Here is a 26,033-nt window from a genome sequence, read left to right on the forward strand (position 1 = left end):
GCCCAGTTTTTCATATAAAAAAAGCTCCGAACCCGGAATTCCTCCCGCTACTTCCTCAGCCATCCAAACCGGCGTAAAAATGTCCTCTTTACCTCCTATTACCAGCGTCGGAATATTGATTTTACCCAAATCCTGCAATGCATTGTGATTGATACAAGCCGCCGCCTGGCCTTCCAAACCATGTAAGGGTTGCGGATAAGGGTTTACAGCATCCTGATTTCTACCTAATGCAAGTTGCTCGTGCTGCTCGGCATCATCCCAGGATGATTTTGAAAAAATCAGTAATTGAATGTACAGGCTGAACTCTTCCGGCCGGAACCTGGCCTTACTGTTCATAATATGCTGAAACAATCCTTTTGCATAATTATCGCATCTTGCCCACGGGCACATTAAAACCAGCGACTTAACCTTCTCCGGGTGACGTATCGCCAATTGCTGCGCGATCGTACTTCCCATCGAGCACCCAACTACGCTCACGTTTTCAAGCCCCAGAAAATCCAGCAAACCGGCATAGTCGTCCGCCATTTGTTCGGATGAATACAGTCCGGCAGGTTTATCCGTCTGCCCCACCCCACGATTATCCCCAATAATGCACCGAAAATGATGCTTCCAATCCGCCACATGCACATTCCAAACCGAACCCGGCGCAGTGATACCCATAATCAAAAGAAGCGGCTCCCCAGAACCACGTTCTTCGTAATACATGTTTATTCCGTTGGTCTTTATTGTAGGCATGGGAAAATGGCTGTTAGCTGTTAGCTGTTAGCTGTTAGTTAGCGATAAGGTTTTTAGCCGTGGCTGAGTTTGTTATTTAGATATATTTTTTCGTATCAGATAAAAATAAAAAAAGGCTAAAAGCTAATAGCTAAAGGCTAACAGCCAATAGCTAACAGCCAAGAAAGCTATCTCAATCCCGGAATCAAATCATCCTGAATCCATTTCCCATCATGCAATGTCACAAAATCCGGATCTTCCAATGCTTCCTGGCCTTCGTCTTCACAAATGATCCACCCGCTGTAATTGATATCTTTCAGCCACTGCGTTACTCCCAAAAGATCCACCTTGCCTTTTCCCATCAATGTAAACTCGGGATTTCCGTCCCAGTCTTTGTAATGCACGTGGTTGATGAGTGATTGGTACTCTTTCATTTTTGAAAGCGGGTCCATGCCGCCGTTGATGATATGTCCCACATCGGGAGTCCAGCCGGTGACCGAAGAATCCAATGCTTCGAGTACGATCCTGTAATCTTCTTCGGTACGAATGATGGAAGTATGCGGTGAATTCGGGTGATAGCTGCACGGAACTCCCTTGTCGGCAGCCCGTTTGGAAACGGAATTTACAATGTTCACCAGTCGTTTCTGACGTTCAGCCAGATCGTGCCTGCCGGTGGGAATCTGGACGGTATTTAACACAGCTCCCGGAAAACGCTGCAATACTTTTATCGCATGATCCGCAACCTCGCGTTCTCGTTCCGTTTCTTCGGATTCATTCCAGTCGAGCGCCAATGCAAGTGCGGCGAGCTGGATACCTTGTTCATTCAGCTTTTCTTCCAGTTTATCCGGATCGATGAGATCGCCCATCCAGGTGAAAATCGGCTGAATTCCTGTGAAACCTGCTTTTGAAATAATCTCGATCATGTGACCCAGACGCCCCTGGTGGGTTTGTCCACTGTTACTCATGAACCAGGTATACACTTCTGACCCAAAACGAAAAGGAAGCTGTACTGACATCTAAGATTTATGATTACTAAATTTCAATGATTTATTTACCTTTCTTTTTCACAATTTCTCCCGGCATAATGAGCGAATCCCAGCCAGCAAGATCGGCCGGTTTGACATGTGCTTTATAGCCCGAAAAATTGAAAGTAGTCGGTTTGTAAGGTCCTACAAATGCGATATTATTGGTCGGCTTAATCTGATTTTCCATCTTCAAACCCCAGAACATCGCATTGATCACCATTCTCCGGAAACCTTCATTGAGGATATCTTCGGATGCGCCGTGCGTGGTGGTGAATGCGCGTCCCGTTTTTCCTGAGTCTACTTTGTAATCGCGGATCCAGGCCACGGGCAGTAATTCTTTCGTTTTATCAGGTTCCGATGTTGCCGTCATGCCATTCAAAACTTCTCCACGTGCCAGCACCGTACCTTTCGGCTCGGCGGTATATCCTCCCGATTGCACCCACATATCTTTCACACCGGTCATAATGGGATGCTTTGCTTGTGCAGGTTCAATGATGATTTTAGACGATTGCTTGTGATTGGTGCCATAATGCGAAACCCACGTTTCTCCAAGTACGTATTCCCCGAAACCATCCTTCCAAGCTGTTTCCGGGCCTTTATAGTTCCAGGAATAATGCTCCCATTTCGGGTCATTTTTTATTTCAAAAGCGTGGGTCGAAGTTCTGAAAGCGACAATGGGGCCGCCGCGTTTTACATAGTCATCGATGTGCTGCATTTCTTTGTCTGCGAAATGTGCAAACCGCATGAACATCACCAGCAAATCTGCCTCTTCCAAAACTTCCAATCCTTTTACATTAGAACCTCCCGGCAGAATGTCCCCGTTTTCATCCAGCGCATACACGACCGTGCAGGTAAAGCCATAGGTTTTGGCAAGAATACGCGCCAAAGCAGGCAACGATTCCTCGCCCCGGTATTCGTGATCGGTTGCGATGAAAACAATGTTTTTTCCAACCCCCGGCCCTTTTTCACCTTTATAAACAACCCGGTGTTTACTTACATCATCTTGTTTTGGCAGAATCGCCGCGGCATTGATCCAGGAAAAGAGAAGTAGGATGATGATAATGGCGTTTTTCATATTGGCTCCCGGCGGTCGGCCGAAGTTTTTAAAGTCCATGCTTCAAAGACATCTCCCTAATAAATGTGTACCCCTTTTCAGCAATGTCCCACGGATCGGAGAACTCACGCCACACACCGATGGCATTGGCGAAATCGGGATCGTTCCTTGAAAATGCCTCAATAGTTAGCCAGCCCTGATAGTTGATCGCAGCCAATGAAGAAAATGCATCATCCCAAAGTACTTGTCCGTCACCGGGAGTACCACGGTCGTTTTCACTGATGTGAACGTGTGCCAAAACGGGAGCGATCGTTTGAAGAGCAGTTGCGTATTTCTTTTCTTCGATATTGGAATGGTGCGTATCAAACATCGCACGGACATTTGGATGATCAGCTGCTTTCACCAATTTCAAAAGCTGCTCCATGGTATTGCATAAGTAGCATTCGAAACGGTTGAGTGCTTCCAGGGCAAATGTGATATTTGCTTGTGCCGCATATTCAGCGGCTGCATTGAGGACTTCACCAGCCAGGGCATATTCCCGGTCTTCGGCGGGACGGTTTACAAAAACGGTATGTGCCGAGTGAAATGGCCCGCAAATGATTTTCGAGTTGAGCTCATGCGCACGGTCAACCGCCCATTTTATTTTATCCAAAGCCTTCTGACGCACTTCCACAGATTCACTTACCGGGTTCTCATCTTTGCCGAGCGTCATTACAGCCGTGGTCTCCAGACCAAGGTCTTTGGTATAGTTACCCATTCGTTGATAGGCTACTGCATCCGGCGAACCCAGGTAGAACTCCACTCCATTAAATCCTATTCCTTTCAACCTGTCGATTACGGGGAACAAATCGTCGGAAACCGCCGCCGTCCAGGCAAGGACATTAAATCCAATTTTATTCATTTTTACTGGTTCTTAGCTTTTAGCTTTTAGCTTTTAGCTTTTAGCGATTAGCTTTTAGCGATTAGCTTTTAGCGATTAGCTTTTGGGAAATAGCTTTGATTCTATAAGTTTTTTATTCTCAAATCCTTGTATTCCACTTTCATCGGCGGGCCTACGTGGACCTGCACACCCAGGAGTCCTTTTTTGGACCCATTTACCGTATCGTTGTCGGTTACGTCGCTCATCAGTACGTCGTTGATGTAATGCTGCAGACGGTTTCCTTTTATTACCAGACGGAACGTATTCCAGTCTTCGCTTTTAATGAGTGTTTTGAGTGAATCCGATTTTCCCAGCGATCCTACCACTTCACAGCCTGTCCATGCATTTGCTTTTACATTTGCACGAATCGCTTCCGGTGTTTTTTCGCCGGAATATTCCTTAATTACCGTTTTCTGGCCACGATAAGCCAATGTCGTACGTTTACGTTCCTCGTAATTCTGACCGGTATAATTAATTTTCCCATCGATATCAGCCTGGTAACCTTTCAGTGCAAAAGGGATATCGGTAAGTTGCTCACTTCGGTAATTGATACCCGAATTTCCTGCCTGAGCTATTTTAAATGAACCTTTAAATTCAAAATCCCCGGGTTCGCCACCACGCCAGATAATGAAGGAATTTGTTTTCAGAAGTGTTTCAGGAGTGATCTCGCCAACCAGGTTCCCATTTTCGACTCTCCAGTATTTGGGATCTCCGTCCCAGCCTTTCAGCGTTTTACCATCGAAAATGGATGTAAACCCTTTTTCCTTCTTTTGAGCAAAACTGTTGCCCTGGCTTCCGATGGTCAGTATTGCTGCCAATAAAATGCCGGCCTTGATGAATCTGGAACTCATTTTAGTTGTCTTATGGGTTTAGTGACTAAAAAATATACATGATCCCTTACATCGAAGGGTTTTTCCGCTTCCTTTTTACTCTTAAAAAAGCAGAAATTAATATCCAAAAATTCCTAAAAATATCTAGCCGACTATCCTGTACTGACCTGCTCGATGAAGCTTTGGTAAGAGGTTACTGCGCAGGAAGCGGATCTCCCGGAGCTTTAACTTTCGGATCGTAAATGGCCACCGCTACCCTGGAATCGGCGCATCCGTAATATAGAAGCCATTTCTTTTTGAAATAAACCATTCCTTCGAGAAACACCGTTCCGGCAACATATTGCCCGCTTTTTTCAAAAGACTCCATGGGACGGAAAAACGGCACGTCCAACCTGGCCAGCAACTTAGTGGGATCATTTTTATCAAAAAGCACCTGACCGGCGCAGTAGCTGTTCGGCGTAAAACGTTTGTCCCCGTCCTCGCCTTTGTCATTTTTTCCATTATAAAGCAGCACAATGCCTTTTTCGGTAACAATGGCCGGAGGGCCGCATTCGGTAAGGTTACTGTCAAAATATCCTTTTCTCGGCGAAATCAGGTTGACCAGATTTTGATCTTTATCGACCACCGGCTCCCAGTTGATCAGATCTGTAGACGTAGCGACATTCACATTTGCCTCCCCAAAATACAACCAGTACTTCCCGTTGATTTTTGCAATGACCTGTTTATCACCCACCAGTTTGGTTACAATGGACCCTGACTTTGTCCAGATTTGATTGAACTTGCCATTGTATGCCTTTTTAAAAACCGGCCCATGCTTCTCCCATTTGATCAGGTCTCTCGACGTTGCGACTCCAATTCTGGCTTTATCCTGGTTCCATTGCGTGTAAAAAATCACATACAAACCATCCTCGGTAACCGCCACCCGCGGATCTTCGCAGCCACCGGGCCACTCCATTGCTTTCTGGCCGTCTTCGGCAGGATATAAAACCGGTTCTTTTCTTCTTTTAAATGTAATTCCATCCTCACTTTCGGCATATCCAAGTCGTGATGTACGTTTTCCGATCGCCTTCCCGGCTTTGTCTTCGGCGCGGTACAATACCACAATCTTACCATTTTTAATTGCCGCCGCCGGATTGAACGTATCATTGGATTCCCAGTCGATCTGCCTTTTGTTCATCGGGCAAAAGAACGTGGAAGTGGTATCCGGTGAAATAACGGGATTTACATTCTCCGGACGTTTAAAGCCGCCGAATGTCCAGTCTGGAAGCTTATTTTCTGTTTGCGAAAACGAATGCGTTGAAAATAGAAAAACAGATACCAGTCCGATAATAAAATTTTTCATGGTTTTTCTTTGATTTATCAAATACGATTTCAAATATATGTCTTTTCTCCTCGTATCATTTTCTACTGCTCTTTAAAACAATGCAGTTTGAAATAAAAAATCCGGTCTGAGTGATCAAACCGGATTTTTAATCGGGAACTATAAACTGTTACTTGTTCGCAACCAGATTTACATCCAGTGTAAAATCATTGTCGATTGCCTTGTCGCCAAGGTTTTCGAAGAAATTAGACGAACGGAATTTGATGTCGTATTTGGTACGGTCAACAGTTACTTTTGCAGTCGCAGTTACTTTTTTAGCGTCTGCTTTCACTGTTGCAGGGAATTTAACATCCTGAGTAATCCCTTTGATCGTCAGCTTACCTGTTACGTCATAGGCATCTCCACCTTTTGGAGTTACAGAAGAGATGACCAATTTAGCCTGCGGGTGTTTTTCCACTGAGAAGAAATCATCGCTTTTCAAGTGTCCGGTCAGTTTGCCATTCATTTCTTTGTCGGTAACATCTGTCACTACCAGGGATTTAATATCCGCTACAAATGTTCCGCCTTTCAGTTTGTTGCCATCTACGATCAGAGAACCGCTTTCTACCGGCACGGTACCGGCATGTGTTCCCGTTACTTTTTTGGCGCCCCAGGTAATGGTGCTACTTTTTGTATCAACAGCAAGCGTTTTGTCTGCTGCTTTGGTCTTTCCGGGCCCGGCAAAAGCAGTGGCCCCGAACATCAAACCTGCCATTGCAAATACAAAGATTTTTTTCATAGTCATTGTCATTCGTTTAAGTGTAGAATTGTTGTAAGATAAAAAGAATAAGTTTAATTGATCGGCACTTCGAAACGTTTGTACGAGATTTTTCAATGTCTCGTTGCTTCGTTTTGAAAAAGTTTAAAATCAGCGAGCGATTCCAGGATTTCTTTGCCTTCCGGCCAATCGCTTAATCCCGAAACGGCGTTGATATGGCCTTTTTTACCAAGATTAATAAAATCGCTGCCCCAGTTCCCAGCAAACATTTTTGAGCGGTTGATACTGGCATAAATGTCATTGGTACTGGCGACCACAATGCTTTTAAATGAAAAGGAACGAACCGGTATCGGCGTAAAACCAACCACGAAATTCAGCCTCTTTGACATCTCGGCATCCGCAGGCGCAACCAGTAACGCACCTTTTACGAGCTCCGATGTATGCTCCTGCGCCCAATGCGCTACGGTAATGCAACCCAGGCTATGAGCAACCAAAATCGTTGGCTGCGTTAGCTGGCTGATCTGTCTTTGCAGTTGTGCAACCCAATCTTCTTTCACCGGCCAATCCCAGTTTTCCTGGCGCACGCGGTCGAAAAGGTGCGGATACTGTTCCTCCCAGATGGTTTGCCAATGCTGCGGCCCGGAGCTCGCCAGACCAGGGACATTCAGAAACTGCATGTTATTAATCTTTACTTTAATTATTTTTTTGCCATCACACACCTGAAACCCAGGTTATTACTTCCGCTCGTAACCTCTCCTTTTCCGCGGCTTCCTGCTTTGTACCGAATACAATAATCGTCGCTGCAAAGAAAAGATCCGCCACGCTGCACCCGTTTCACAGCGCCAGGTTCGTCGGGATCGTAACTGTCTGACGGACCTTTTGGATTCGAGTTCGGGCTTTTCTGGTAGTAATCCGGGCGGTACAGGTCCTCGCACCATTCCCACACGTTCCCATCCATATCATATAGTCCGTACGGATTCGCAGGAAACGTTTTTACGGGTGCGGCAGTCAGGAATCCATCTTCTTTTGTGTTCTTGTCCGGAAAGCTCCCCTGATAAATATTGGCGACCCATTTGTTTCCCGGCTTCAATTCGTCGCCCCAGTAATAGGTATGATTTCCTTTACCACCCTGCGCCGCGAATTCCCATTCCGCCTCGGTCGGCAACCTTTTGCCCGCCCATTTGGCATATGCGGAAGCATCTTCGTAAGATATATGTGTTACGGGATAATTCTCGCGGCCCTTGATCGAGCTCGTCGGACCTTCGGGATGGGCCCAGCTCGCTCCCGGAACATACGTCCACCATTGCAATGGGTTTTCCAGTGAAACTCGGGTTGGAGTCGGGGTAAATACTGCGGAGCCCGGTACCAGCTTGTCGGCCGGGACACCCGGGTAATCGGCCGGGTTCAGCGGCCTCTCGGCAATCGTTTTGTACCCAGTTGCTGTCACAAATGCCTCATACTCCGCATTCGTAACTTCATGTTCATCCATATAAAATCCATCGACCGTCACTTCGTGCATTGGCCGCGAATCCGGAAATTCGTCTGCGCCCATGAGAAATTTACCGCCATTGATCCAGACCATACCTTTGGTATCTCCTTTTCCTTCCTCGATGTGGCTTGCATTCTTGATGGCAGCTGCCCGCGATGGAATGCCTTCGGCAATGCAATGAGCCAGGCTATCGGCTGTTTTTTCTTCTGCGGTTTGTTTTTTGTCACAGCTTGTTCCCGTCAAACCGATTAATGCTATTAAAAAACTCCCTAAAAAATTCGTGGCAAATAATTTCATAATCACGCAACCTTATTTCCTGAAATCAACAATCTAATTAAAATAAATCCTTTAAAACCTGCCTGGCTGCATGGTACCCGCACATTCCATGGACGCCGCCGCCCGGAGGTGTCGAGGACGAACACAGGTAAATGTCTTTCGCCGAGGTCCGGTAAGGCGATACACTCAGTACCGGACGGGAATACAATTGAAATACATCCTGAATGCCGCCATTGATGTCGCCGCCAATGTAATTCGGGTTATAGGCTTCCATTTCGGACGTATTCATGGTATGTTTTTCTCTGATCAAATCTTTGAAACCTGGCGCGTAACGTTCAACCTGGCCTTCAATCGCCGCAGTCATATCCTGTTGCGATCCGTGCGGAACGTGGCAATATGCCCACGCCGTGTGTTTTCCTTCCGGGGCGCGGCTATTGTCAAACAGACTTTGCTGGGCAACCAGGACAAATGGCTTATCCGAATGTTTCCCCACCGAAATGCCTTTCTCGTATCGGACAATTTCTTCCAGCGTATTTCCCAGGTGAACCGTCCCGGCACATTTACATTCCTTAGATGTGAATGGTATCGGACCGTCCAGCGCCCAATCCACTTTAAATACGCCCATCCCGTACCGGTAACTCTCCAACTGGCTGCGGTAGGCAGAAGTCAGTTTATTACCAGCGATCTTTACTAACTGCCGGGGCGTAACATCCATGAGTACCACTTTGGCCGGGGGTAACTTATCCAGGTTATCCACATAAAAATCCGTAGTTATCTGCCCACCGAGTGACCGGAAGTAATCCGTTAATGCATTCGCAATCATCTGGCTTCCACCTTTGGGAATGGGCCAGCCATTCACGTGCGCCGCAGCCATTAACATAATCCCAAATGCCGACGTAGCCACATTTTGCAAAGGCTGAATGGCATGTGCGGCCATACCTGCCCACAAACCTCTCGCTTCTTTTGTCTGAAATCTCCGTGCAGTCCAAACCGCCGAGGGTAATGCTTTTAACCCAAACTTAGATAACAAAAACGGATGCTCCGGGAATTTGAATGGCCCCAGTAAAAACGGAAGCAATGCGGGTATGTCGGCAACCAATGGTGCCATAAAATCACGATAGGCGGACGCATCTGCTCCCAACCCCACAGCCGTTTCTTCCACATTCTGTTGCAGAACAGCCACGGAACCATCGTCGAATGGATGTGCCGCCGCATAGGTTGGCTGCACAAATTCCAGCCCGAATTCCTTTAAAGGCATACTTTTGAAAAACGGAGAAAGTAATGCCATCGGGTGAACTGCCGAGCAAACATCATGCACGTACCCCGGAAGTGTCAGTTCCGCCGAACGCATTCCTCCGCCGATCGTCGACTTACCTTCCACGATCAATACGGAAAGTCCCGCCTGTTGCAGCGTAATGCCGGCAGCCAGCCCATTCGGCCCAGACCCTACTATAATCGCATCAAAATCGGTTTTTTGCACCTTATTTTATTTTTTAGCCGAGGCAAGAATTTTCAATGCTTCCTCATCTTTATATTCTGTCATCAACGTCTTCAGCTTTGCTTTCAGATCCACCGTGATTTTTTCGGCACCCTTTGAACCGTAAATATTTGAAACTTCGGTCGGGTCTTTTTCAAGATCAAACAATTCCCAGGAATCAGCCCCGCCGTAAAAATAAGCCAGTTTGTACCTTTTGGTACGGATCCCGAAATGCGGAAAAACGTGATGTGGCTCCGGAAATTCGTAATAATGGTAGTAGGCTTCCTTCCTCCACGGTACCTGCGCAGTTTGCGGTGTTTTTAACAGCGGCAAAAACGATTTCCCCTGCATATCAGCCGGTATTTTAGCTCCGGCAATGTTGAGTACCGTCGGCGCCCAATCGATATTCAGGATCAGGTCTTCTACTTTGGTACCAGGCTTTATCACACCCGGGTAACGGATCACAAATGGCGTTTTGAGCGATTCTTCGTAAATAAAACGCTTGTCGAACCAGCCGTGCTCACCCAGGTAAAATCCCTGATCAGAAGCATATATTACCACGGTATTTTTAGACAAACCACTTTTATCGAGATAGTCGAGCAACTTGCCGATGTTCCGGTCGAGCGAATTGGCAACAGAGAAATAATCGCGCATGTAACGCTGGTATTTCCACTCGGTCAATGCTTTGCCTGTAAGCTTCTTATCGTTGAAATCCTGGGTAACTTTATCATAATACGCCTTGAAAACTTTCTTTTGTTCCGGGTTAAAGCGTTTGTAAGCCCCGTCTTTTGCGTAGTCTACATTCACTTTCAGATCCTGCTTCAGACGCATCGTTTTTTCAATCGTCATATCCTGCTGCAATGCCGCAGACCTTCCTTTATAATCATCGTAAAAATTCGCAGGCAATGGAAATGTCACGTTATCGTATGCCCCCAGATCCTGCAGGTCTGGAAGCCATTCGCGGTGCGTGGCTTTATGTCCCACAATCAGGAAAAACGGTTTCGCATTATCCCGCTTTTCAAGCCATTCGGTAGAAAATCTGGTGATCAGGTCAGAAACATAGCCTGTGTAACGGGTTGTGTCATTGGGCTGACCGATAAAATCCGGGTTGTAGTAACTGCCCTGATCCGGCAATACTTTCCAGAAATCGAATCCGGCCGGGAGACTGTTTAAATGCATTTTCCCGATCCAGGCCGTTTGGTAGCCACTCTGTCTGAGCGTTTGGGACAACAAAGTCTGGTTTGTATCGAACCTTGTCCGGTCATTCCGTTTGTAGCCATTTAAATGACTATATTTTCCTGTCAGCAGCGTTGCCCGGCTCGGCCCGCAGATGGAATTGGTCACGATATTATTCTTCAAAAGCGCCCCTTCCCGGGCAATGCGATCAATGGAAGGTGTTTTAACGATTTTATTCCCATACGCGCCAATACCCTGATAGGCATGATCATCCGAAAATATGAAGATGATATTAGGCCTTTGCTCAGTTTGAGCTGCCGCAGTGGTAACTGACACAACTGAAAGCAGAATAGACCTCAGATAGAAACGGATCGACAGGTTAGTTGTAGAAAAACGAAGCATTTTTAATTACTCTATAAGATTAGTAGACAAATTAAACGAATGTATCCTGAAATAACAAGCTGATCATTTTCATTCGACACCGGCAATGTAAAAACAAAAGCCGGCACCTGCTAGGCAGGTCCGGCTTTGTCAAGTATTCAAACCAATTATTATTATTTTTTCGCGTCTTTAATCGACTCTGCCATTTGCAAATGGTGTTTCAGGACTGGCAGCTTACCTTGTGCCCAGGTTTTCACATCCGGATCCTTCGCTTCATTTACTGCCTCTTCAAACTCCTTGATGTCTTCTTTATGATCATCCACCATGAAGGTAATATAAGCCTTGTCAAAATCTGTCCCTTTTTTTCCAGCCAGATCGTCGTATTTTTTCTGCTTATCGTCACTCAGAGCAGTCGGCAAGGTAATGTTCTTTTGTTGTGCGAGGGCTTTTAATTCTTCTCCGGCTTTCCCGTGGTCGGTGGCCATCATCGTACCGAATTTTTTAACATCCGCACTGGCTGCATTGGTTTGCGCCAGTTCGCCAAGCTGCACCTCCATCATCCCACCGTCCGCGGCAGCTACTGCAAATTCCGAGTCATCTTCCAGTGCAGTGTCATCGAGCTTTGCTTCATTTTGCTCTTCTGCCACGTCTTTAGTGTCTTCGGTCTTAGTGCTGTTGCAAGCAGAAAATGCCATCATTGTTGACAATATCAGCGCACTTAATGTTATCTTTTTCATAACTTTTTTCATTATTTTGTGATTTACAGTATAATGAGATCAAAAAAGCATGCCAACGGTTTTAATGGGTGCGCCACTACCTGGTCTTTCCGATTCCTAGTTTCGAGAAAGAGTAGTAGTTTTGTATTTGCCAGTTACATGACATTCCTCAATATTGCCTATAATGAGTTACGTTAAGCCATTTCGGATTTTGCTTGCAGACGATGACGATGATGACACCTTTTTATTCAGAGAAGCCTTAGGCCAGCTTCCTGCCGAAAGTGAGCTTTTGATCGCAGGTAACGGAATGGAACTGATGCTTCTCCTTCACGCCGAAGAACTCAAACCGGATATCATTTTTCTCGACATGAATATGCCCGTAAAAAATGGCCTGGAATGTTTGACGGAAATCAGAGCAACCCCGGGGTTCGAACAAACTCCCATTGTCATCTTGTCCACCTCTATCGCCCGTTATCTGTGGGAGTCGGCCTATAATAGCGGCGCAAATCTGTATATTCAGAAACCAACCAGCTTCGCCGGTCTGGTAGAGGTACTTCAAAAATGTCTGTCTGAAAGAGTTAACTTAGCCTCGACTCCTGATGTGGAACAATTTTTGATCACCAATTAATTTACAAGTTGTTGAAGATCGGATGCTTATGAATGAAGCGGGTGTTTTAAAGGATCAGGATCTGTTTATCAAAAGTTTAAGGCAGGAAACAGCTGAAAATCATCAGAAATTAGAAGAAAACAGGCTTTCAAAAGCACTACTGGAACCCACTGTAACCCTATCCGATTATCAGGCCTACTTATCCGGACTATACGGTGTGACCGTTTCATGTGAGAACCAGGTTTTCCCTCTTCTGAATCACATTTTTCCTGATCTCAGTGAGAGATACAAATCCGGTTTCATCCTTAACGATCTGAAAACAACCGGGTATTCAGATACGCAAATTGATTCGCTGCCCGTTTATGAATTCGGTTTTTTATCGGTACCGGATGCGCTCGGGGTTATGTACGTGCTGGAAGGTACGACGCTTGGAGGCAGGATCCTTTACAAGCATATCCACGAAACACTGGGACTTACCGAGGACAATGGGGCTCGTTACTTCTGGGGCTATGGGCCGCAGACCGGCGTTTTATGGAAATCTTTCATTTCTGTTTTCGCCCGGTTCTCGGCAGAATCCAATGAAGGCCCGGCAATTATCAGCAATGCAAAAAAAACGTTCACCCTAATTGACAATTGGCTTACAGGAAGTATTTGACAAGCTAAAATGAACATTAAGAATATTGTAAACAGGGACATTGTTAACCTGACTAACTGCGAAAGTGAGCCTATTCACATTCCGGGGAGCATTCAGCCTCATGGTTTTTTGTTGGGCGTTGAAAACGATACTTATCGTGTCGAGTTTTGCAGTGAGAACACACAACCGTACATCGGGCTTTCTCCGGACTGGCTTCTTGGTAAATCCCTGAGCGAAATTTTTCCTGCCGAACAGGCTGATGATTTTGGCGTGTACGCATCAGCAAGTGTTATAGACGCTGCCAAACCGTTTGTTTTTACAATAGACGGAACCTCATTTAATACGACAGTCCACAAAAGCGGCCAGACCATTATCCTTGAACTGGAACCATTTCCGGACGGAACACTTAACCTTCCCAATCTGTATAACCAGACCAGGACCTTTGTTTCGATTATGGAGAAAGCCACTTTTCTCACCGGGTTATGTCAGGAAATTGCGCATGAAACGCGTATTATCACCGGGTATGACCGGGTGATGATCTATAAATTTGATGAAGATTACAACGGAGAGGTCATCGCTGAAAGCAAACGGGAAGATCTGGGATCATTCTCGGGCCAGAAATATCCGCATACCGATATTCCGGCCCAGGCGCGGGAGCTTTACATCCGCAATCCGTTGCGGATGATCGCGGACATCAACTACACGCCCGTACCGATCCTGACCATCGATAAATCGGAAGATAAGTCGAATAAATCCCTTGACCTGAGTCTGTCGATCCTGAGAAGCGTTTCGCCGATGCATATTGAATATTGCAAAAACATGGGGGTAGGCGCGACACTTACGATCTCATTACTGCAGAATGGAAAGTTGTGGGGACTGATCGCATGCCATCATTACTCCCCGAAAATCCTCCCGCATTATACCAGGCTCTCCGCATTACTTCAGGGACATTTTCTCACGTCGCAAATCGCAGTGCGCGAAGTTGCCGAAGAATTTGAATTGGGCCAGCAGGTTGAAAAATCACTTTCGGATTCGTTGTCGTTGCTCCATGAAAATGAGAATTTCATCGGGGCTCAGCACCAGTCGGAATCACTGCTGAACCTGGCAAATGCTACCGGGGTTGTGATTTTTTATAATGGGGTTTTGTATAAAAGCGGCCTCGTACCTCCGGATGACGAATTGATCAGGTTGCTCAAATTCCTTTCCGAAAAACATTTGGCTCACGGCATCCACACCAGCAGTCTGCCGGCCATTTATCCGGAGGGTAAATCCATGACCAATTATGGGGCCGGCATTATTTACTATTCCATGTCTTCCGGAAATCATGACGGGATTCTTTGGCTGAGGCAGGAACGCATTGAAATGGTTGGCTGGGCTGGAGACCCGAATAAAGCGATGCTCCCAAACAAGGACGGATTGCACCTGACTCCCCGAAAATCGTTTGAGTTGTGGATGGAAGAGGTTAAAGATAAGAGCAAACCGTGGAGAGAGTCGGAGCTGAATGCAGCTTCGCGTTTTTCCTATGCATTGCAGAAACACATCAATTTCCAACTCATCCGCGCACAAGAAGATAAAAACCGCATACTGAATGAGGAGCTCAAAACGGCCAATAAGGAGCTCGCAAACCTCAATTGGATCAGTACCCATGATTTGAAAGAGCCATTGAGGAAGATCCAGATCTTCGCGTCCAAAGTACTCGACCGGGAAGACCCGGATTTATCGTCACAGGTAAAGGATTCGGTGGAGCGGATGAGGTTTGCGGCGGAAAAAATGCAGCTGTTGATCGAGGATATCCTGGCTTATTCCAAAGCCGGAAGTATGGAAAAGGTTTTTGAGCAAGTAGATCTGAATCTGGTGGTAAAAGATATTTTGTCCGAACTCCAAGACGCGATTAATGAGAAAAATGCGGTTATTGAATCCGATCCGTTACCTGTGCTCGACGCGGTCCCTTTTCAGGTAAGGCAGCTGTTTATCAATCTGATTAGTAATGCGATTAAGTTTACAAATCCGGAATCTGCACCGGAAATCCATATTTCGGCTTGCTTGGTAAAAGGCATCGAGATCGCGGATGAGAAGGCTAGGATGAACCAGTCTTACCACCGGATTTCGTTTCGGGATAATGGGTCTGGGTTCGAACAAGAATATACCACCCGGATTTTTGACATTTTTCAAAGACTTCACCCGGCACATAAATACCCCGGAACGGGCATCGGACTGGCGATTTGTAAGAAGATCATGGAGAATCACAGAGGATTTATCATTGCCCGGTCCGAACCAGGAAATGGCTCTGTATTCCATGTTTATTTTCCAGTCGACTAGATGTAATCCGGTTTTCAGCACAAACTGAGTACATACTTCCTCAGCAACTTTCCGCAAGGAATCCGCTGGGGTTTTTTTATGCCTTTTTCAATGTGGTATCACTTTATTATCACTGCCCGTACACCGTTTAAAAGTAAGCCGCATGTCAGTAGCCGTAGCAGTAGGGACGTTAACAGCAGAACCTATCATTTCAGCCAAACAAATCAAAAAAATCCGTAAAGATCCTGCATTAACCGCCGCAGCCGCAGGGTTGAACTATATACAATCCAATAATGCACCCGGCTACCTGCGTAAAGGAAAAGCGCCCAAATTTTATTATGTGGACAGAGAGGGAAACAGGTGCAAGGACAAAGCAGCGATCAAACGGATCAAATCTCTGGTATTGCCTCCCGCATGGACAAACGTATGGATCAGTTCAGATGCGGATGCGCATTTACAGGCTACCGGAACGGACGTTGCCGGACGAAAACAATATCGTTACCATCCGCATTGGAACCTCATCCGGAACCAGACCAAATACTACCGGCTCCTAACTTTCTCAGAAGCACTGCCGAATTTGCGCGAGCAGGTGGAGCATGATCTGAGACGAAAGGATTTTGATCTGCCAAAGTCGATTGCATTGGTAATAAAGTTAATGGACAAAACCTGCATTCGCGTCGGTAACCAGCGGTATAAAGTAAAACACGGTTCTTCGGGTATAACCACCCTGGATTCCCGCTGTGCGACAGTGACGGGAACGAAGATCCGGTTTATGTTTACCGGTAAAAAAGGCATCAAACAGGATATCACACTTCGCGACACGCAGCTTGCCCGGCTTGTCAAACAATGCAAGGAAATGCCCGGGAAGCGCCTTTTTCAATATTCTACGGAAAACGGCAGGTGTTCCTTAAATGCCGGCCAGGTAAACGACTACATCCGGACGCATACCGGATCGAACTTTTCTGCGAAAGATTTCCGCACCTGGATGGGCACGGTCACTGCATTCGAATATCTGAGTACGCAGGAAAAACCGGAGTCTCAAAGACAAAATACAAGGATCGTGAATACCTGCCTGGATGTCGTGGCTGCGCACCTGGGCAACACCCGGACGGTTTGTAAGAAATATTACGTGCATCCCGCAGTTTTCAGGGCATTCGAGAATGGCAAGATTCAGCGGATCCTGAACAAGCCAATCGAGGAAGCGAAACTCTTTTCCTCGAACGAGCAGCGCGTTAAATCACTTTTAGCAAGTCAGGCCTGAAAGACGGGGGATTTCGGAATGTATCGGCTGGCATGTTGTAACCTCGGGTAAAAACGGCAACACATACCGGCCCGCCAGCTTAGGAAACGGTGTATTTAAGGTCTGTTCAGCATGGCACAGGATTTTTAAGTATCGAGTAAAAAAGACAATTTATCAACACTAAAAAATAAGTAGTTATGGAAACCAATGAAAGTCTTGTGGAGGTATTGAATGACCTCATCAGAATTAATAATGACCGGATTGACGGGTACGAAAAAGCGATCAGCGAAGTGGAAGATATCGACGTTGATCTGAGAGGAATATTTCAGAAAATGGCCAATGAAAGCCGTGAAAATATAAATGAACTTAGCAGCGAAATAAGAAACCTAGGAGGTGAAGTAGCAACCGGCACGACAAGCTCAGGTAAAATCTACCGCGTATGGATGGATATTAAAGCAACTTTCACAGGCCACGACAGAACCTCGGTACTGGAAAGCTGCGAATATGGAGAAGACGCTGCACAAGAAGCATACGACGATGCATTGGCAACAGACGCCGAACTTCCGGTAGGCATCAGGCAGATCATCGCAAACCAAAAAGCGGAATTGCTTGAATCCCACAATCTGATCAAAAAGTACCGCGACTTGCACGAAGCAGTTAAGTAATTTCGAATATAAATAAGTGCTAAAAGCAAAAAGGTGAAATCATCGCGATTTCACCTTTTTTATGCTTCATACTTTCACATTGCCATTATCGCAGATCGACTACTTCCACGCCGGGATACTGCTTCGAGTTGAATGCGAAATAACTGTCGGCGACTGTCACATCCGGCTGAAACTGCTCCACGGTATAAGTAACTTCCTGTCCGTTTTTCTGGAAAATCTTCCAGCTGTTAATCGATTTATCTGCCTTGTTTACTTCTATCTGGACTTTATCAACCTGACTGTTTTTATTGGTTGAAGTCAGCTCAACCACTTCCAACAATTTTGCACCTTCTTTCTTTTCTTTTAAGAAAGCATATTTGAAACCCTTTTTATAAGCAGAATAAATCCGGGTCGGATCCAGGTCCCCGCTTGATGTCGGATCGAAATCCTGCAGGTTGACCTCGTTTGTTTCTTTAATGTAAGTAGCCATCAGTTTGCCATCATTGAATATTTCCTGGCCGGCCATTTTCAACCTGAATTTCAACCCCTTAACAGTTGCTTCACCTTTCAGCGGCTTTTCACCTTTTGGGGTATATGTAAATGTAGCTTTAAAGGATTTGATCTTCTGATACCGGTTGCTCATCGCGTCCAGAATGGCCGAAGACTTCTTGTCACCCTGAGCATGAACAGCCGATGTACCAAGAACGACGAGCACTGCTACCGCGACTGAGAAGAGATTATTTTTGAAGATTTTCATATTAAACATTTTGGTTCCTAGTGAGTTATATTAAACGGGTTAAATAGAAGATAGGTATACTGCAAAATTTAGACCAACTTATTTCATGATGGTTTAATGCTTTCAATTCGCAAATGAAGATTAGATGACGCCCATCACACGAAGGTGTTCTTCGAGCATGTTCAAATCGTGAAACATGACGTCACGGGCTTTGCTTCCCGTAAATGGCCCCACGACACCCAGCATTTCGAGCTGGTCCATTATCCGGCCGGCACGGTTATAACCAAGTTTCATTTTACGCTGGATCAATGAAGTACTTCCCTGCTGGTGCGTGATAATGAGACGGGCTGCATCCGGCAACAATCCATCAAAGTCATCGGGATTCAATTCAGCTTTTCCTTCAGAGGCATCTTCTCCCTCGTATTCCGGCAACGCATAAGCCTCATCGTATCCGCGCTGATTTCCAATGTATTCGCAGACGTCTTCGATCTCCCGTGTATCTATAAACGGACATTGTAAACGGATCACTTCGGAGTTGATCGCCAGCAACATATCTCCTTGACCTACAAGTTGTTCGGCCCCACCCATATCTAAAATCGTCCGGGAATCGATGCTTGAAGTCACACGGAATGATAGCCTCGCCGGGAAGTTGGCTTTGATCAAACCGGTAATCACTTTTACCGACGGTCGTTGCGTGGCGACAACCAGGTGAATTCCAACCGCACGTGCCAGCTGCGCCAAACGGGCGATCGGTGTCTCAACTTCTTTGCCGGCCGTCATCATCAAATCCGCGAGCTCATCGATAACCAGAACGATGTATGGAAGGAAACGGTGGCCTTTTTCAGGATTGAGCCTTCTCTGGGCAAACTTCGCATTGTACTCTTTCAGGTTACGGACCGATGCTTCTTTGAGCAGATCGTAACGCGAGTCCATTTCAATACACAATGAATTTAAAGTAAAAATCACCTTTTTGGTATCGGTAATAATTGCTTCTTCTGCATTCGGGAGTTTCGCAAGAAAATGCCTTTCCAGCTTATTGAACAGGGTTAACTCCACTTTCTTAGGATCCACCAGCACGAATTTCAACTCTGCCGGATGTTTTTTATAGATCAGAGAAGCAAGGATCACATTCAGCCCGACCGACTTACCTTGTCCGGTTGCTCCCGCCATCAGTAAGTGAGGCATTTTGGCCAGATCTACAATGTGAATGTCGTTCGAAATGGTTTTTCCGAGGACAATGGGCAGGTCGTAATTCGATTTCTGAAAACGCTCATTGGCGAGAACGGAACGCACGAAAACCGTCTCTCTGTTCTTATTTGGCACCTCAATACCAATCGTTCCGCGACCCGGCATCGGCGCGATGATCCGTATCCCCAGCGCCGCAAGACTTAATGCAATATCACCTTCGAGGTTTTTGATCTTAGAAATCCTAACCCCGGCTTCCGGGATAATTTCATACAAGGTTACTGTCGGCCCGATCGTCGCCTTGATCTTGGATATGTTGATCCCGTAGCTTCCCAGGGTATCCACGATCTTGGTTTTATTGCTTTCCAACTCTTCCTGACTAACCTTTTCATGCTGGTTCTCGATCACTTCATTCAGCAGATCAATTCCAGGAAACTGGTAGGTGGGTAAGTCGAGCATCGGATCATACTGACCGAACTCCCGCAAAATGGAAGTGTTCAGGTCCTCATCCTCAAATTCTTCCGCGACAGGTTCAGGCTGTCTGGTATCTTCCACTTCCAATTCAAGCCGGGCATCGGAGTGTACGATTGGCGGTGTTACCGGAATAACGGGTGTTAAAGGCACCGAATGCCCATTAAGTTCTTCTTTATGCGGCTGCTGAACCTCCATTATCGGCTCCATGGTTTCAACAGCAGGCACAAGTTCGTCGTCATCGTCGTCATACGTATCATCGACAACCGATTCAAAATCACTTTTCTTACTCTCTTTAGGTACTTCGACTGGCTCGGCAGATTCCTTGGTTTCAAGCATTTCGTCGGCTCGCGCCTGCTGTTTGATTTGCCACGCTTCATATGCAGATCTGGCATCATAAAAGAAAACGGCGAATACGAACAATGCAAAAATAATGGGGATAACGCTACCCCATTTCAACCAATCGAACAAAACGACATTGACCAGATAGCCCACCCCGCCCGAAACGAAGCTAAGGTTGTTTTCCGTGCTGCTCATGAGGATGATATACCCCATCAGGATGCTGATCCACAAGGAAAAAAAGATAACTTCTTTGGTAGTTCTGTTTAATGGGAGAATTTCTTTGCCGAAAGCCATTTTCCAGCCGGCAACGATGGGCACTAACGGTAACAACAATGCGCCCACACCGAACCATCGATAGACAAAGAAGTGTGAAACCACCGCACCGAGCACACCGAAAAAGTTACGTGTCTGACGCCCGGCATCGCGGACCGATTCCTGTCCCAGCCCATCGATCACACTTTGATCGGAAAGACCTGTTACGATATAGGATATGAAGGAAATTTCGAGGACAACCCCGAGAAGAATAAAAAAGGTGCCCCAGGCCAAAGTGTTTTTGGGACTGGAGAAGAGTTGTTCCCAATCGAATGATAAACTAAAACGGGAACCTGTCGCTTCTTCTGCTTTCGGGCGCGTTGTGTTTCCTCTTGGCTTATTTACTGACATTTATTTCAACTCTGGGGATGCGTGAAATGCTATTTTCAAAATCACTTTTTAACCAATGCTTTACAGATCCTTTTCGCCAGGCCCGGGCCTTCATAAATAAATCCGGTGTACACCTGGACCAGCCCGGCACCTGCATTTCGTTTTTCCAAAGCTTGTTCCGGTGAAGAAATACCTCCAACACCAATTACTGGAAACGCATGATTCGATTTGTCGCAAAGGTAACGAATTACCTCCGTCGACCTGTGTGTGAGCGGTGCGCCACTGAGGCCACCTGCCCCGATTTTTTCAATTTCACTTTTACTGGTTCGCAGGTTATCGCGGCTGATCGTAGTATTGGTAGCGATAACGCCGGCAATGCCTGTTTCTTTTACGATTTCAATGATATCGTCCAGTTGGCTAAACGTCAGGTCCGGAGCAATCTTTAAAAATATGGGTTTTGGATTAAATTTTTCTTTATTCTTTTTCTGAAGTTCGCGGAGTAATGCAGTAAGTGGTTCTTTTTCCTGCAAATCTCTCAATCCCGGAGTATTTGGCGAGCTTACATTTACCACGAAGTAGTCGACGACATCGAATAACTCCCGAAAACAGATCAGGTAATCGTCGAGCGCACGCTCGTTTGGCGTGTCTTTATTTTTCCCAATATTCCCTCCCACCAATATTTTCGATTTTCGGCTGGCGAGTTTCGCAGCTGCAACCTGAGCTCCTTTGTTGTTGAAACCCATGCGGTTAATCAACGCTTTGTCACTTTTGAGACGAAACAACCTGGGTTTATCATTACCCGGTTGAGGACGTGGCGTGACCGTCCCGATCTCAATAAAGCCAAAGCCTAACGCTTCCAGCTGATCGACCATTTCAGCATTTTTATCAAACCCCGCCGCAAGCCCGACGGGATTCCGGAAACGTAAACCAGCTACTTCCTGAACAAGGCCCGGGTGCTCGAACGTATACATACTCCTCAGTAGCTGAGGAACAAACGGGATTTTGAAGGCAATGTGTAATACTTCGGCAACAAAGTAATGAATCCGCTCGGCGTCAAACAGAAAGAGTAAAGGGGAGATCAGAATCTTGTACATGCTGCAAAGGTATCACCTTTGGCAGGAAGCGGCAGAAGGGGAAGGGATTTTATTTTTTCGCAGCTTTTACGAAATTCAAAAACCCGTTATTCTCTAAATCCATGTTGGTTTATATAGTATAATCGTTTTTCGTTTGGCTGTCATCCAGGGATTCTGACGCTGGTGCTGGGAACACCTCCTCATGAAACTTCCTCAATTTCCAGAAGGCATTCCACCGCTCTTCAAGTGACATTTCGACGCCAGCCCTGATCTGATCCAATTCCAGTTCTTGAAAAGATTGATATATTTTCAATTCTTTTTTTTTCATTTTAACTCAATTAGTCTAATACAAAAATACAAAACCAAAGGCGCTGGTTAAGATAGTGTACTAACTAATGAAAAATCATATCCAACCAAAAGATACGCAATCTTATTTTTTTAATACTTTTATGTAATGGTTTCGTTAACGTACACGTTAGCAATATTCAGGTAATGCAATTCCTATGAGGTCTTGCGAATGGATTAAGGTCCATTTTTGGTTGCGCCTGATTTCGGAATCTCAACTTAACTCCTAATAAAAATCAAAAATTTATACTCGTGAAAAACATTCGTTTCCTGAACGTTACCGCACTCATTCTACTGGTTTACACTTTTCCTACGCTCTCAACAATTTCGATTGCCTCTGCAACTAGCGCCAAAACGCCCCATGCCGATGGTGGCAAACTGGTGGGAAAAATAGTGGAATCACCAACGCATGCTGCTGTCAGCTTTGCGACGATTGCCTTGCTAATGTCCAAAGACTCGGCACTGGTCAATGGCGTGGTATCGGACGAGAACGGGATTTTCACCTTGGCCAACGTAACGCCGGGCAAGTACATATTAAGGGTTACGAACATGGGTTATCAGACTCTTTTTGTGCCAAATGTAAGTGTTGCTACCGAAGCGAACCTGGTGGACCTCGGAACAATCACCATTACTCCCGAAGCTCAAAAACTGAATGAGGTTATCGTACGGGGCGAAAAAAGTATGATCGTCGACGACATTGACAAGAAGATCGTCAACATTGGAAAGGATATGCTTGCGACCAGCAACAATGTGAGCGACCTGCTCGAAAAAGTCCCTGCTGTGTCCCTCGACGAAAATGGAAATCCTCAGGTGCGAGGAAAAGGCAATGTGGTGGTACTTATCGACGGAAAGCCATCCAACTTGTACGGCAGCGATTTGCCTACCATTTTACAATCCTTCCCCGCCAACCTCATCGAGCGCATCGACGTGATGACTACTCCATCCGCAAAGTACGAAGGCGAAGGCGCGTCGGGTGTGATTGATATCATTACTAAAAAGTCGAAGATACGGGGTACGAATGGCGGAATGCGACTGAGTCTTGGAAATAAAAACAACCACAATGCTTCCGGAAATGTCAGTTACCGCGCAGGCAAATTTGGAGTAAATGCATCGCTCAGTGGAAATACCCGCGGCATGACCTGGAAAAGAACGCTCAGCCGCGACAACTTCATTTCTGAAAGTACATCGCATCTGGAACAATCAGGTGAGGGGGCGAACAAAGGAAAAAATGCATTTGGGCGCGTGGGGATGAATTACGATTTGAACGAAAAGAATTCAATCGAGGCAGGGGTGAATTATTCGATGGATAATAACCGCACGAATAGTAATCTGCTCAACGAAACCAGCCTTACTCCGGGCGTTGTTTCGGAACGCTTTCGCCGGCTCAACAACGGCTCCGGAAATGGCCACAACCTCAACTTCAATTTTGATTATCGAAAGAAATTTGATGACAAAGATCATCAGCTCACCTTCACCAGCAGCTACTCTCTGGGCGGCTCCGACGGAGAATCATATTATGTGCAGGAAAGCGTAATTGACAGCCTGATGAGAAATCAGCAAAATCTGCGTGACAACAATCGCAAATCGCTTTTTCTGAATACGGATTATACCTGGCCCATCACCCCGAAAGCTACTCTGGAAGTTGGTCTTCGGTCAAGAATGAGCTCGAATGACAATACCAATTCGTTTTACAACAAAAACAGAGAAACTGGCGGCTACGAATTTGACCAGAATATCAGTAATGTGTTCGGATACAATGATGCGACTTACACGGGTTTCATGACTTTTTCTCAAAAAACAGATCTGTGGGGAATGCGCGCCGGATTGAGAGTTACGGATTACAATCAGAGCATCGATCAGATCAGCATTAACCGCGAGTTCAAAGTTCATTTCCTTACGCTGGTACCCTCACTGGCAGTTACCCGTAAACTAGGTGAATCGTCGCAATTGAAATTGAATTACAGCCGCCGGGTACAACGTCCCGAGGCCGACTGGCTCAATCCTTTCACCGATGTTTCCGATCCGCGAAACGTGCGGGCAGGGAATCCCAACCTCCGTCCCGAATTCACTCACAAGGCTGAAATGGGTTATTCAAACTATGAAGCATCGGGTGGCTGGGGACCTTCCCTGTTTATGGATTACTCCAACAATGCAATCACACAGATCAGAACGATCGATGCAAGTGGCATTTCATTATCACGATATGACAATGTGGGCAGAGAATTCTCTTATGGATTTGAAACTGATTTTTCACAAAAGATCGGCGACATCCTGAAACTGAATGGTAGCGGCAGGGTTTTCCGCAGCGAGGTGGTTTCCACAGTTGCGCAGATTGATAACCGCACGTGGAGCTACTCAGGTAACCTGAATGCATTCATTACTCTTCCGGCAGACTTCCGGGCTTCGGCTTATGTCAATTATGAAGGGCCCAGGGCCATTGCACAAGGAACGAGAGAGGGTGTTTTTATCGCCAATATGGGTATCCGGAAAGATCTGCTGGAAAAAAAAGCAACAATTTCATTTAATGTCCAGGACATTTTCCTGTCGAGATCTTACAAAAGCCAGCTGAATACCGCTACTTATGCACAGAATTCATATTGGCAGCAGACAAACAGACTGGTAAACCTCACATTTCAATACCGTTTCGGTAAAATATCGGCGAGCGGAGATGACGCATAGTAGATGCCGTTAACAAATATTAAGAAAAAGGAAAGGTCGGTCATTCGCCTTTCCTTTTTCAATTTTATGCCCCAAATTCCACAAATACGGGCAATATTGAGTATTTGTTGACGACAGGAATGGTTTTTGCAACTAATCTGAAAGCAGTAGTCGCCATTTTACTTACATTAAACCACGATGAGATATAATGCTCTAAGATATGGGATAGAATTATTCCTCTCAGATAGTAAACAAAGGTTTTCGGGCCATAACAATCAATTAAAATGAAAAAATCATTGAATTTATGGGCATTACTGCTGCTCATTTCCAGTTCATCATTCGGTCAGAAATTATCTCCGGATTCGATTTTCGCCAACTACTACAATGCTACCGGAGGAAAAACCCTGTGGAGCGGCGTCAAAACTTATAATGTAAAAAGAAGCTACACCGCGGCTGCGGCGACGCCATACGATGCCGTTATCACTGCGTCGCTTCCGGACCAGTCCATTTACAAATCCAAAACCATCATGAAACGTAGTTTTGTGTATACCGTAAAAGGAAATCAGGGATGGATTAAGGTGCTTATCGGCCAAAAACTGGACGTGAAAGATCTGAGCCAGGCTGAACAGACAAACATGCGTTTTGAAATGTATGAAAACCTGGCGCCTTTTATCGATTACAAAACGAGGGGTTTGATAGCTACAACCGTAGGAACCGAAACGTTGAATGGCGTGCAGGTCAACAATGTGGAGCTTCAGGGAAACGGGATCCGGTATAATCTCTATTTTGATGCAAAAACCGGATTGCTGGTCCGGCAGAAAGATACGTTGGCCGGAGTTGAAACCACGACCGATATGTCTGATTACGCCAAGTCTGCCTATGGAATTTCGTATCCGACCAAATTGGTTGAGGTGAATTCGGTAGACAAAAAGCCGGTTACGATCAAGTCTTCGGTGACGGTCAATGACCAGGTGAATGTTGAGTTGTTTAAACGATAGGCGACTTAAAACCAAACAGATACCC

Annotated in this window: 23 protein-coding genes; 7 read left to right on the forward strand and 16 right to left on the reverse strand. The window is 45.9% G+C overall.

The annotated features are described in order from the left end of the window. From LZG72_RS24200 to LZG72_RS24255, 12 genes are all read right to left on the reverse strand, one after another. Window positions 1-735 (reverse strand): alpha/beta fold hydrolase (locus LZG72_RS24200; RefSeq protein ID WP_233877715.1); only part of this gene is annotated, 735 nt, incomplete at its 3' end. Between the two features lie 167 nt (window positions 736-902). Then, complete coding sequence (locus tag LZG72_RS24205) at window positions 903-1,730, reverse strand: sugar phosphate isomerase/epimerase (RefSeq protein ID WP_233877716.1); 828 nt, start codon at window positions 1,728-1,730, stop codon at window positions 903-905. 31 nt (window positions 1,731-1,761) lie between these two features. Next, window positions 1,762-2,814, reverse strand: coding sequence for a ThuA domain-containing protein (locus LZG72_RS24210; protein WP_233877717.1), 1,053 nt, complete (start codon window positions 2,812-2,814; stop codon window positions 1,762-1,764). Window positions 2,815-2,842: 28 nt separating this feature from the next. Further along, window positions 2,843-3,694, reverse strand: a complete 852-nt coding sequence (locus LZG72_RS24215) for a sugar phosphate isomerase/epimerase (protein WP_233877718.1) — start codon at window positions 3,692-3,694, stop codon at window positions 2,843-2,845. Window positions 3,695-3,795: 101 nt separating this feature from the next. Next, window positions 3,796-4,563: a DUF1080 domain-containing protein gene (locus LZG72_RS24220; protein ID WP_233877719.1), complete on the reverse strand. Its 768-nt coding sequence runs from the start codon at window positions 4,561-4,563 to the stop codon at window positions 3,796-3,798. A gap of 172 nt (window positions 4,564-4,735) precedes the next feature. Continuing rightward, window positions 4,736-5,884 carry a glycoside hydrolase family 130 protein gene (locus LZG72_RS24225; RefSeq protein WP_233877720.1) on the reverse strand — a complete coding sequence of 383 codons (1,149 nt, stop codon included), beginning with the start codon at window positions 5,882-5,884 and terminating at the stop codon, window positions 4,736-4,738. 148 nt (window positions 5,885-6,032) lie between these two features. Then, window positions 6,033-6,632 (reverse strand): YceI family protein, encoded by a 600-nt coding sequence (locus tag LZG72_RS24230; RefSeq protein WP_409017742.1) that lies wholly within the window; start codon window positions 6,630-6,632, stop codon window positions 6,033-6,035. Between the two features lie 101 nt (window positions 6,633-6,733). Next, entirely contained in the window at window positions 6,734-7,297 is a 564-nt protein-coding gene (locus LZG72_RS24235) for an alpha/beta hydrolase (protein WP_233877722.1), read from the reverse strand. A gap of 20 nt (window positions 7,298-7,317) precedes the next feature. Further along, window positions 7,318-8,406, reverse strand: a complete 1,089-nt coding sequence (locus tag LZG72_RS24240; protein ID WP_233877723.1) for a formylglycine-generating enzyme family protein — start codon at window positions 8,404-8,406, stop codon at window positions 7,318-7,320. A gap of 37 nt (window positions 8,407-8,443) precedes the next feature. After that, complete coding sequence (locus LZG72_RS24245) at window positions 8,444-9,865, reverse strand: NAD(P)/FAD-dependent oxidoreductase (RefSeq protein ID WP_233877724.1); 1,422 nt, start codon at window positions 9,863-9,865, stop codon at window positions 8,444-8,446. A 6-nt stretch (window positions 9,866-9,871) separates the two neighbouring features. Next, the gene (locus LZG72_RS24250; RefSeq protein WP_233877725.1) at window positions 9,872-11,440 is read right to left on the reverse strand and encodes a sulfatase; all 1,569 of its coding nucleotides are present in this window, start codon (window positions 11,438-11,440) and stop codon (window positions 9,872-9,874) included. 152 nt (window positions 11,441-11,592) lie between these two features. Next, window positions 11,593-12,156, reverse strand: coding sequence for a DUF4142 domain-containing protein (locus LZG72_RS24255; RefSeq protein WP_233877726.1), 564 nt, complete (start codon window positions 12,154-12,156; stop codon window positions 11,593-11,595). A gap of 163 nt (window positions 12,157-12,319) precedes the next feature. On the opposite strand from LZG72_RS24255, the gene LZG72_RS24260 reads away from it, so the two are divergent. The 5 genes from LZG72_RS24260 to LZG72_RS24280 all read left to right on the forward strand — a co-directional run bounded on the left by LZG72_RS24260 (window position 12,320) and on the right by LZG72_RS24280 (window position 17,579). Beyond that, window positions 12,320-12,763, forward strand: a complete 444-nt coding sequence (locus LZG72_RS24260; RefSeq protein WP_233877727.1) for a response regulator — start codon at window positions 12,320-12,322, stop codon at window positions 12,761-12,763. A gap of 28 nt (window positions 12,764-12,791) precedes the next feature. Beyond that, the gene (locus LZG72_RS24265) at window positions 12,792-13,397 is read left to right on the forward strand and encodes a biliverdin-producing heme oxygenase (protein ID WP_233877728.1); all 606 of its coding nucleotides are present in this window, start codon (window positions 12,792-12,794) and stop codon (window positions 13,395-13,397) included. A 9-nt stretch (window positions 13,398-13,406) separates the two neighbouring features. Next, on the forward strand, window positions 13,407-15,695 hold the full coding sequence (locus LZG72_RS24270) for an ATP-binding protein (protein ID WP_233877729.1): 2,289 nt from the start codon (window positions 13,407-13,409) through the stop codon (window positions 15,693-15,695). 142 nt (window positions 15,696-15,837) lie between these two features. Then, window positions 15,838-16,935: a DNA topoisomerase IB gene (locus LZG72_RS24275; RefSeq protein WP_233877730.1), complete on the forward strand. Its 1,098-nt coding sequence runs from the start codon at window positions 15,838-15,840 to the stop codon at window positions 16,933-16,935. 176 nt (window positions 16,936-17,111) lie between these two features. Further along, window positions 17,112-17,579: a PA2169 family four-helix-bundle protein gene (locus LZG72_RS24280; protein WP_233877731.1), complete on the forward strand. Its 468-nt coding sequence runs from the start codon at window positions 17,112-17,114 to the stop codon at window positions 17,577-17,579. Window positions 17,580-17,664: 85 nt separating this feature from the next. Here the strand turns inward: LZG72_RS24280 and LZG72_RS24285 are convergent, their stop codons facing one another. From LZG72_RS24285 to LZG72_RS24300, 4 genes are all read right to left on the reverse strand, one after another. Beyond that, entirely contained in the window at window positions 17,665-18,315 is a 651-nt protein-coding gene (locus LZG72_RS24285) for an outer membrane lipoprotein carrier protein LolA (RefSeq protein ID WP_233877732.1), read from the reverse strand. A gap of 120 nt (window positions 18,316-18,435) precedes the next feature. Next, on the reverse strand, window positions 18,436-20,955 hold the full coding sequence (locus LZG72_RS24290; RefSeq protein ID WP_233877733.1) for a DNA translocase FtsK: 2,520 nt from the start codon (window positions 20,953-20,955) through the stop codon (window positions 18,436-18,438). A 41-nt stretch (window positions 20,956-20,996) separates the two neighbouring features. Next, window positions 20,997-22,028: a quinone-dependent dihydroorotate dehydrogenase gene (locus LZG72_RS24295; RefSeq protein ID WP_233877734.1), complete on the reverse strand. Its 1,032-nt coding sequence runs from the start codon at window positions 22,026-22,028 to the stop codon at window positions 20,997-20,999. A gap of 109 nt (window positions 22,029-22,137) precedes the next feature. Beyond that, a complete protein-coding gene (locus LZG72_RS24300; RefSeq protein ID WP_233877735.1) occupies window positions 22,138-22,335 on the reverse strand; it encodes a hypothetical protein in 198 nt (65 codons plus the stop codon). Window positions 22,336-22,604: 269 nt separating this feature from the next. On the opposite strand from LZG72_RS24300, the gene LZG72_RS24305 reads away from it, so the two are divergent. Continuing rightward, the gene (locus tag LZG72_RS24305; protein ID WP_233877736.1) at window positions 22,605-25,031 is read left to right on the forward strand and encodes a TonB-dependent receptor domain-containing protein; all 2,427 of its coding nucleotides are present in this window, start codon (window positions 22,605-22,607) and stop codon (window positions 25,029-25,031) included. Window positions 25,032-25,294: 263 nt separating this feature from the next. Continuing rightward, a complete protein-coding gene (locus LZG72_RS24310) occupies window positions 25,295-26,008 on the forward strand; it encodes a hypothetical protein (RefSeq protein WP_233877737.1) in 714 nt (237 codons plus the stop codon). Window positions 26,009-26,033: the final 25 nt, after the last annotated feature.

Source organism: Dyadobacter sp. CY323, assembly GCF_021390245.1.
GTDB lineage: Bacteria > Bacteroidota > Bacteroidia > Cytophagales > Spirosomataceae > Dyadobacter.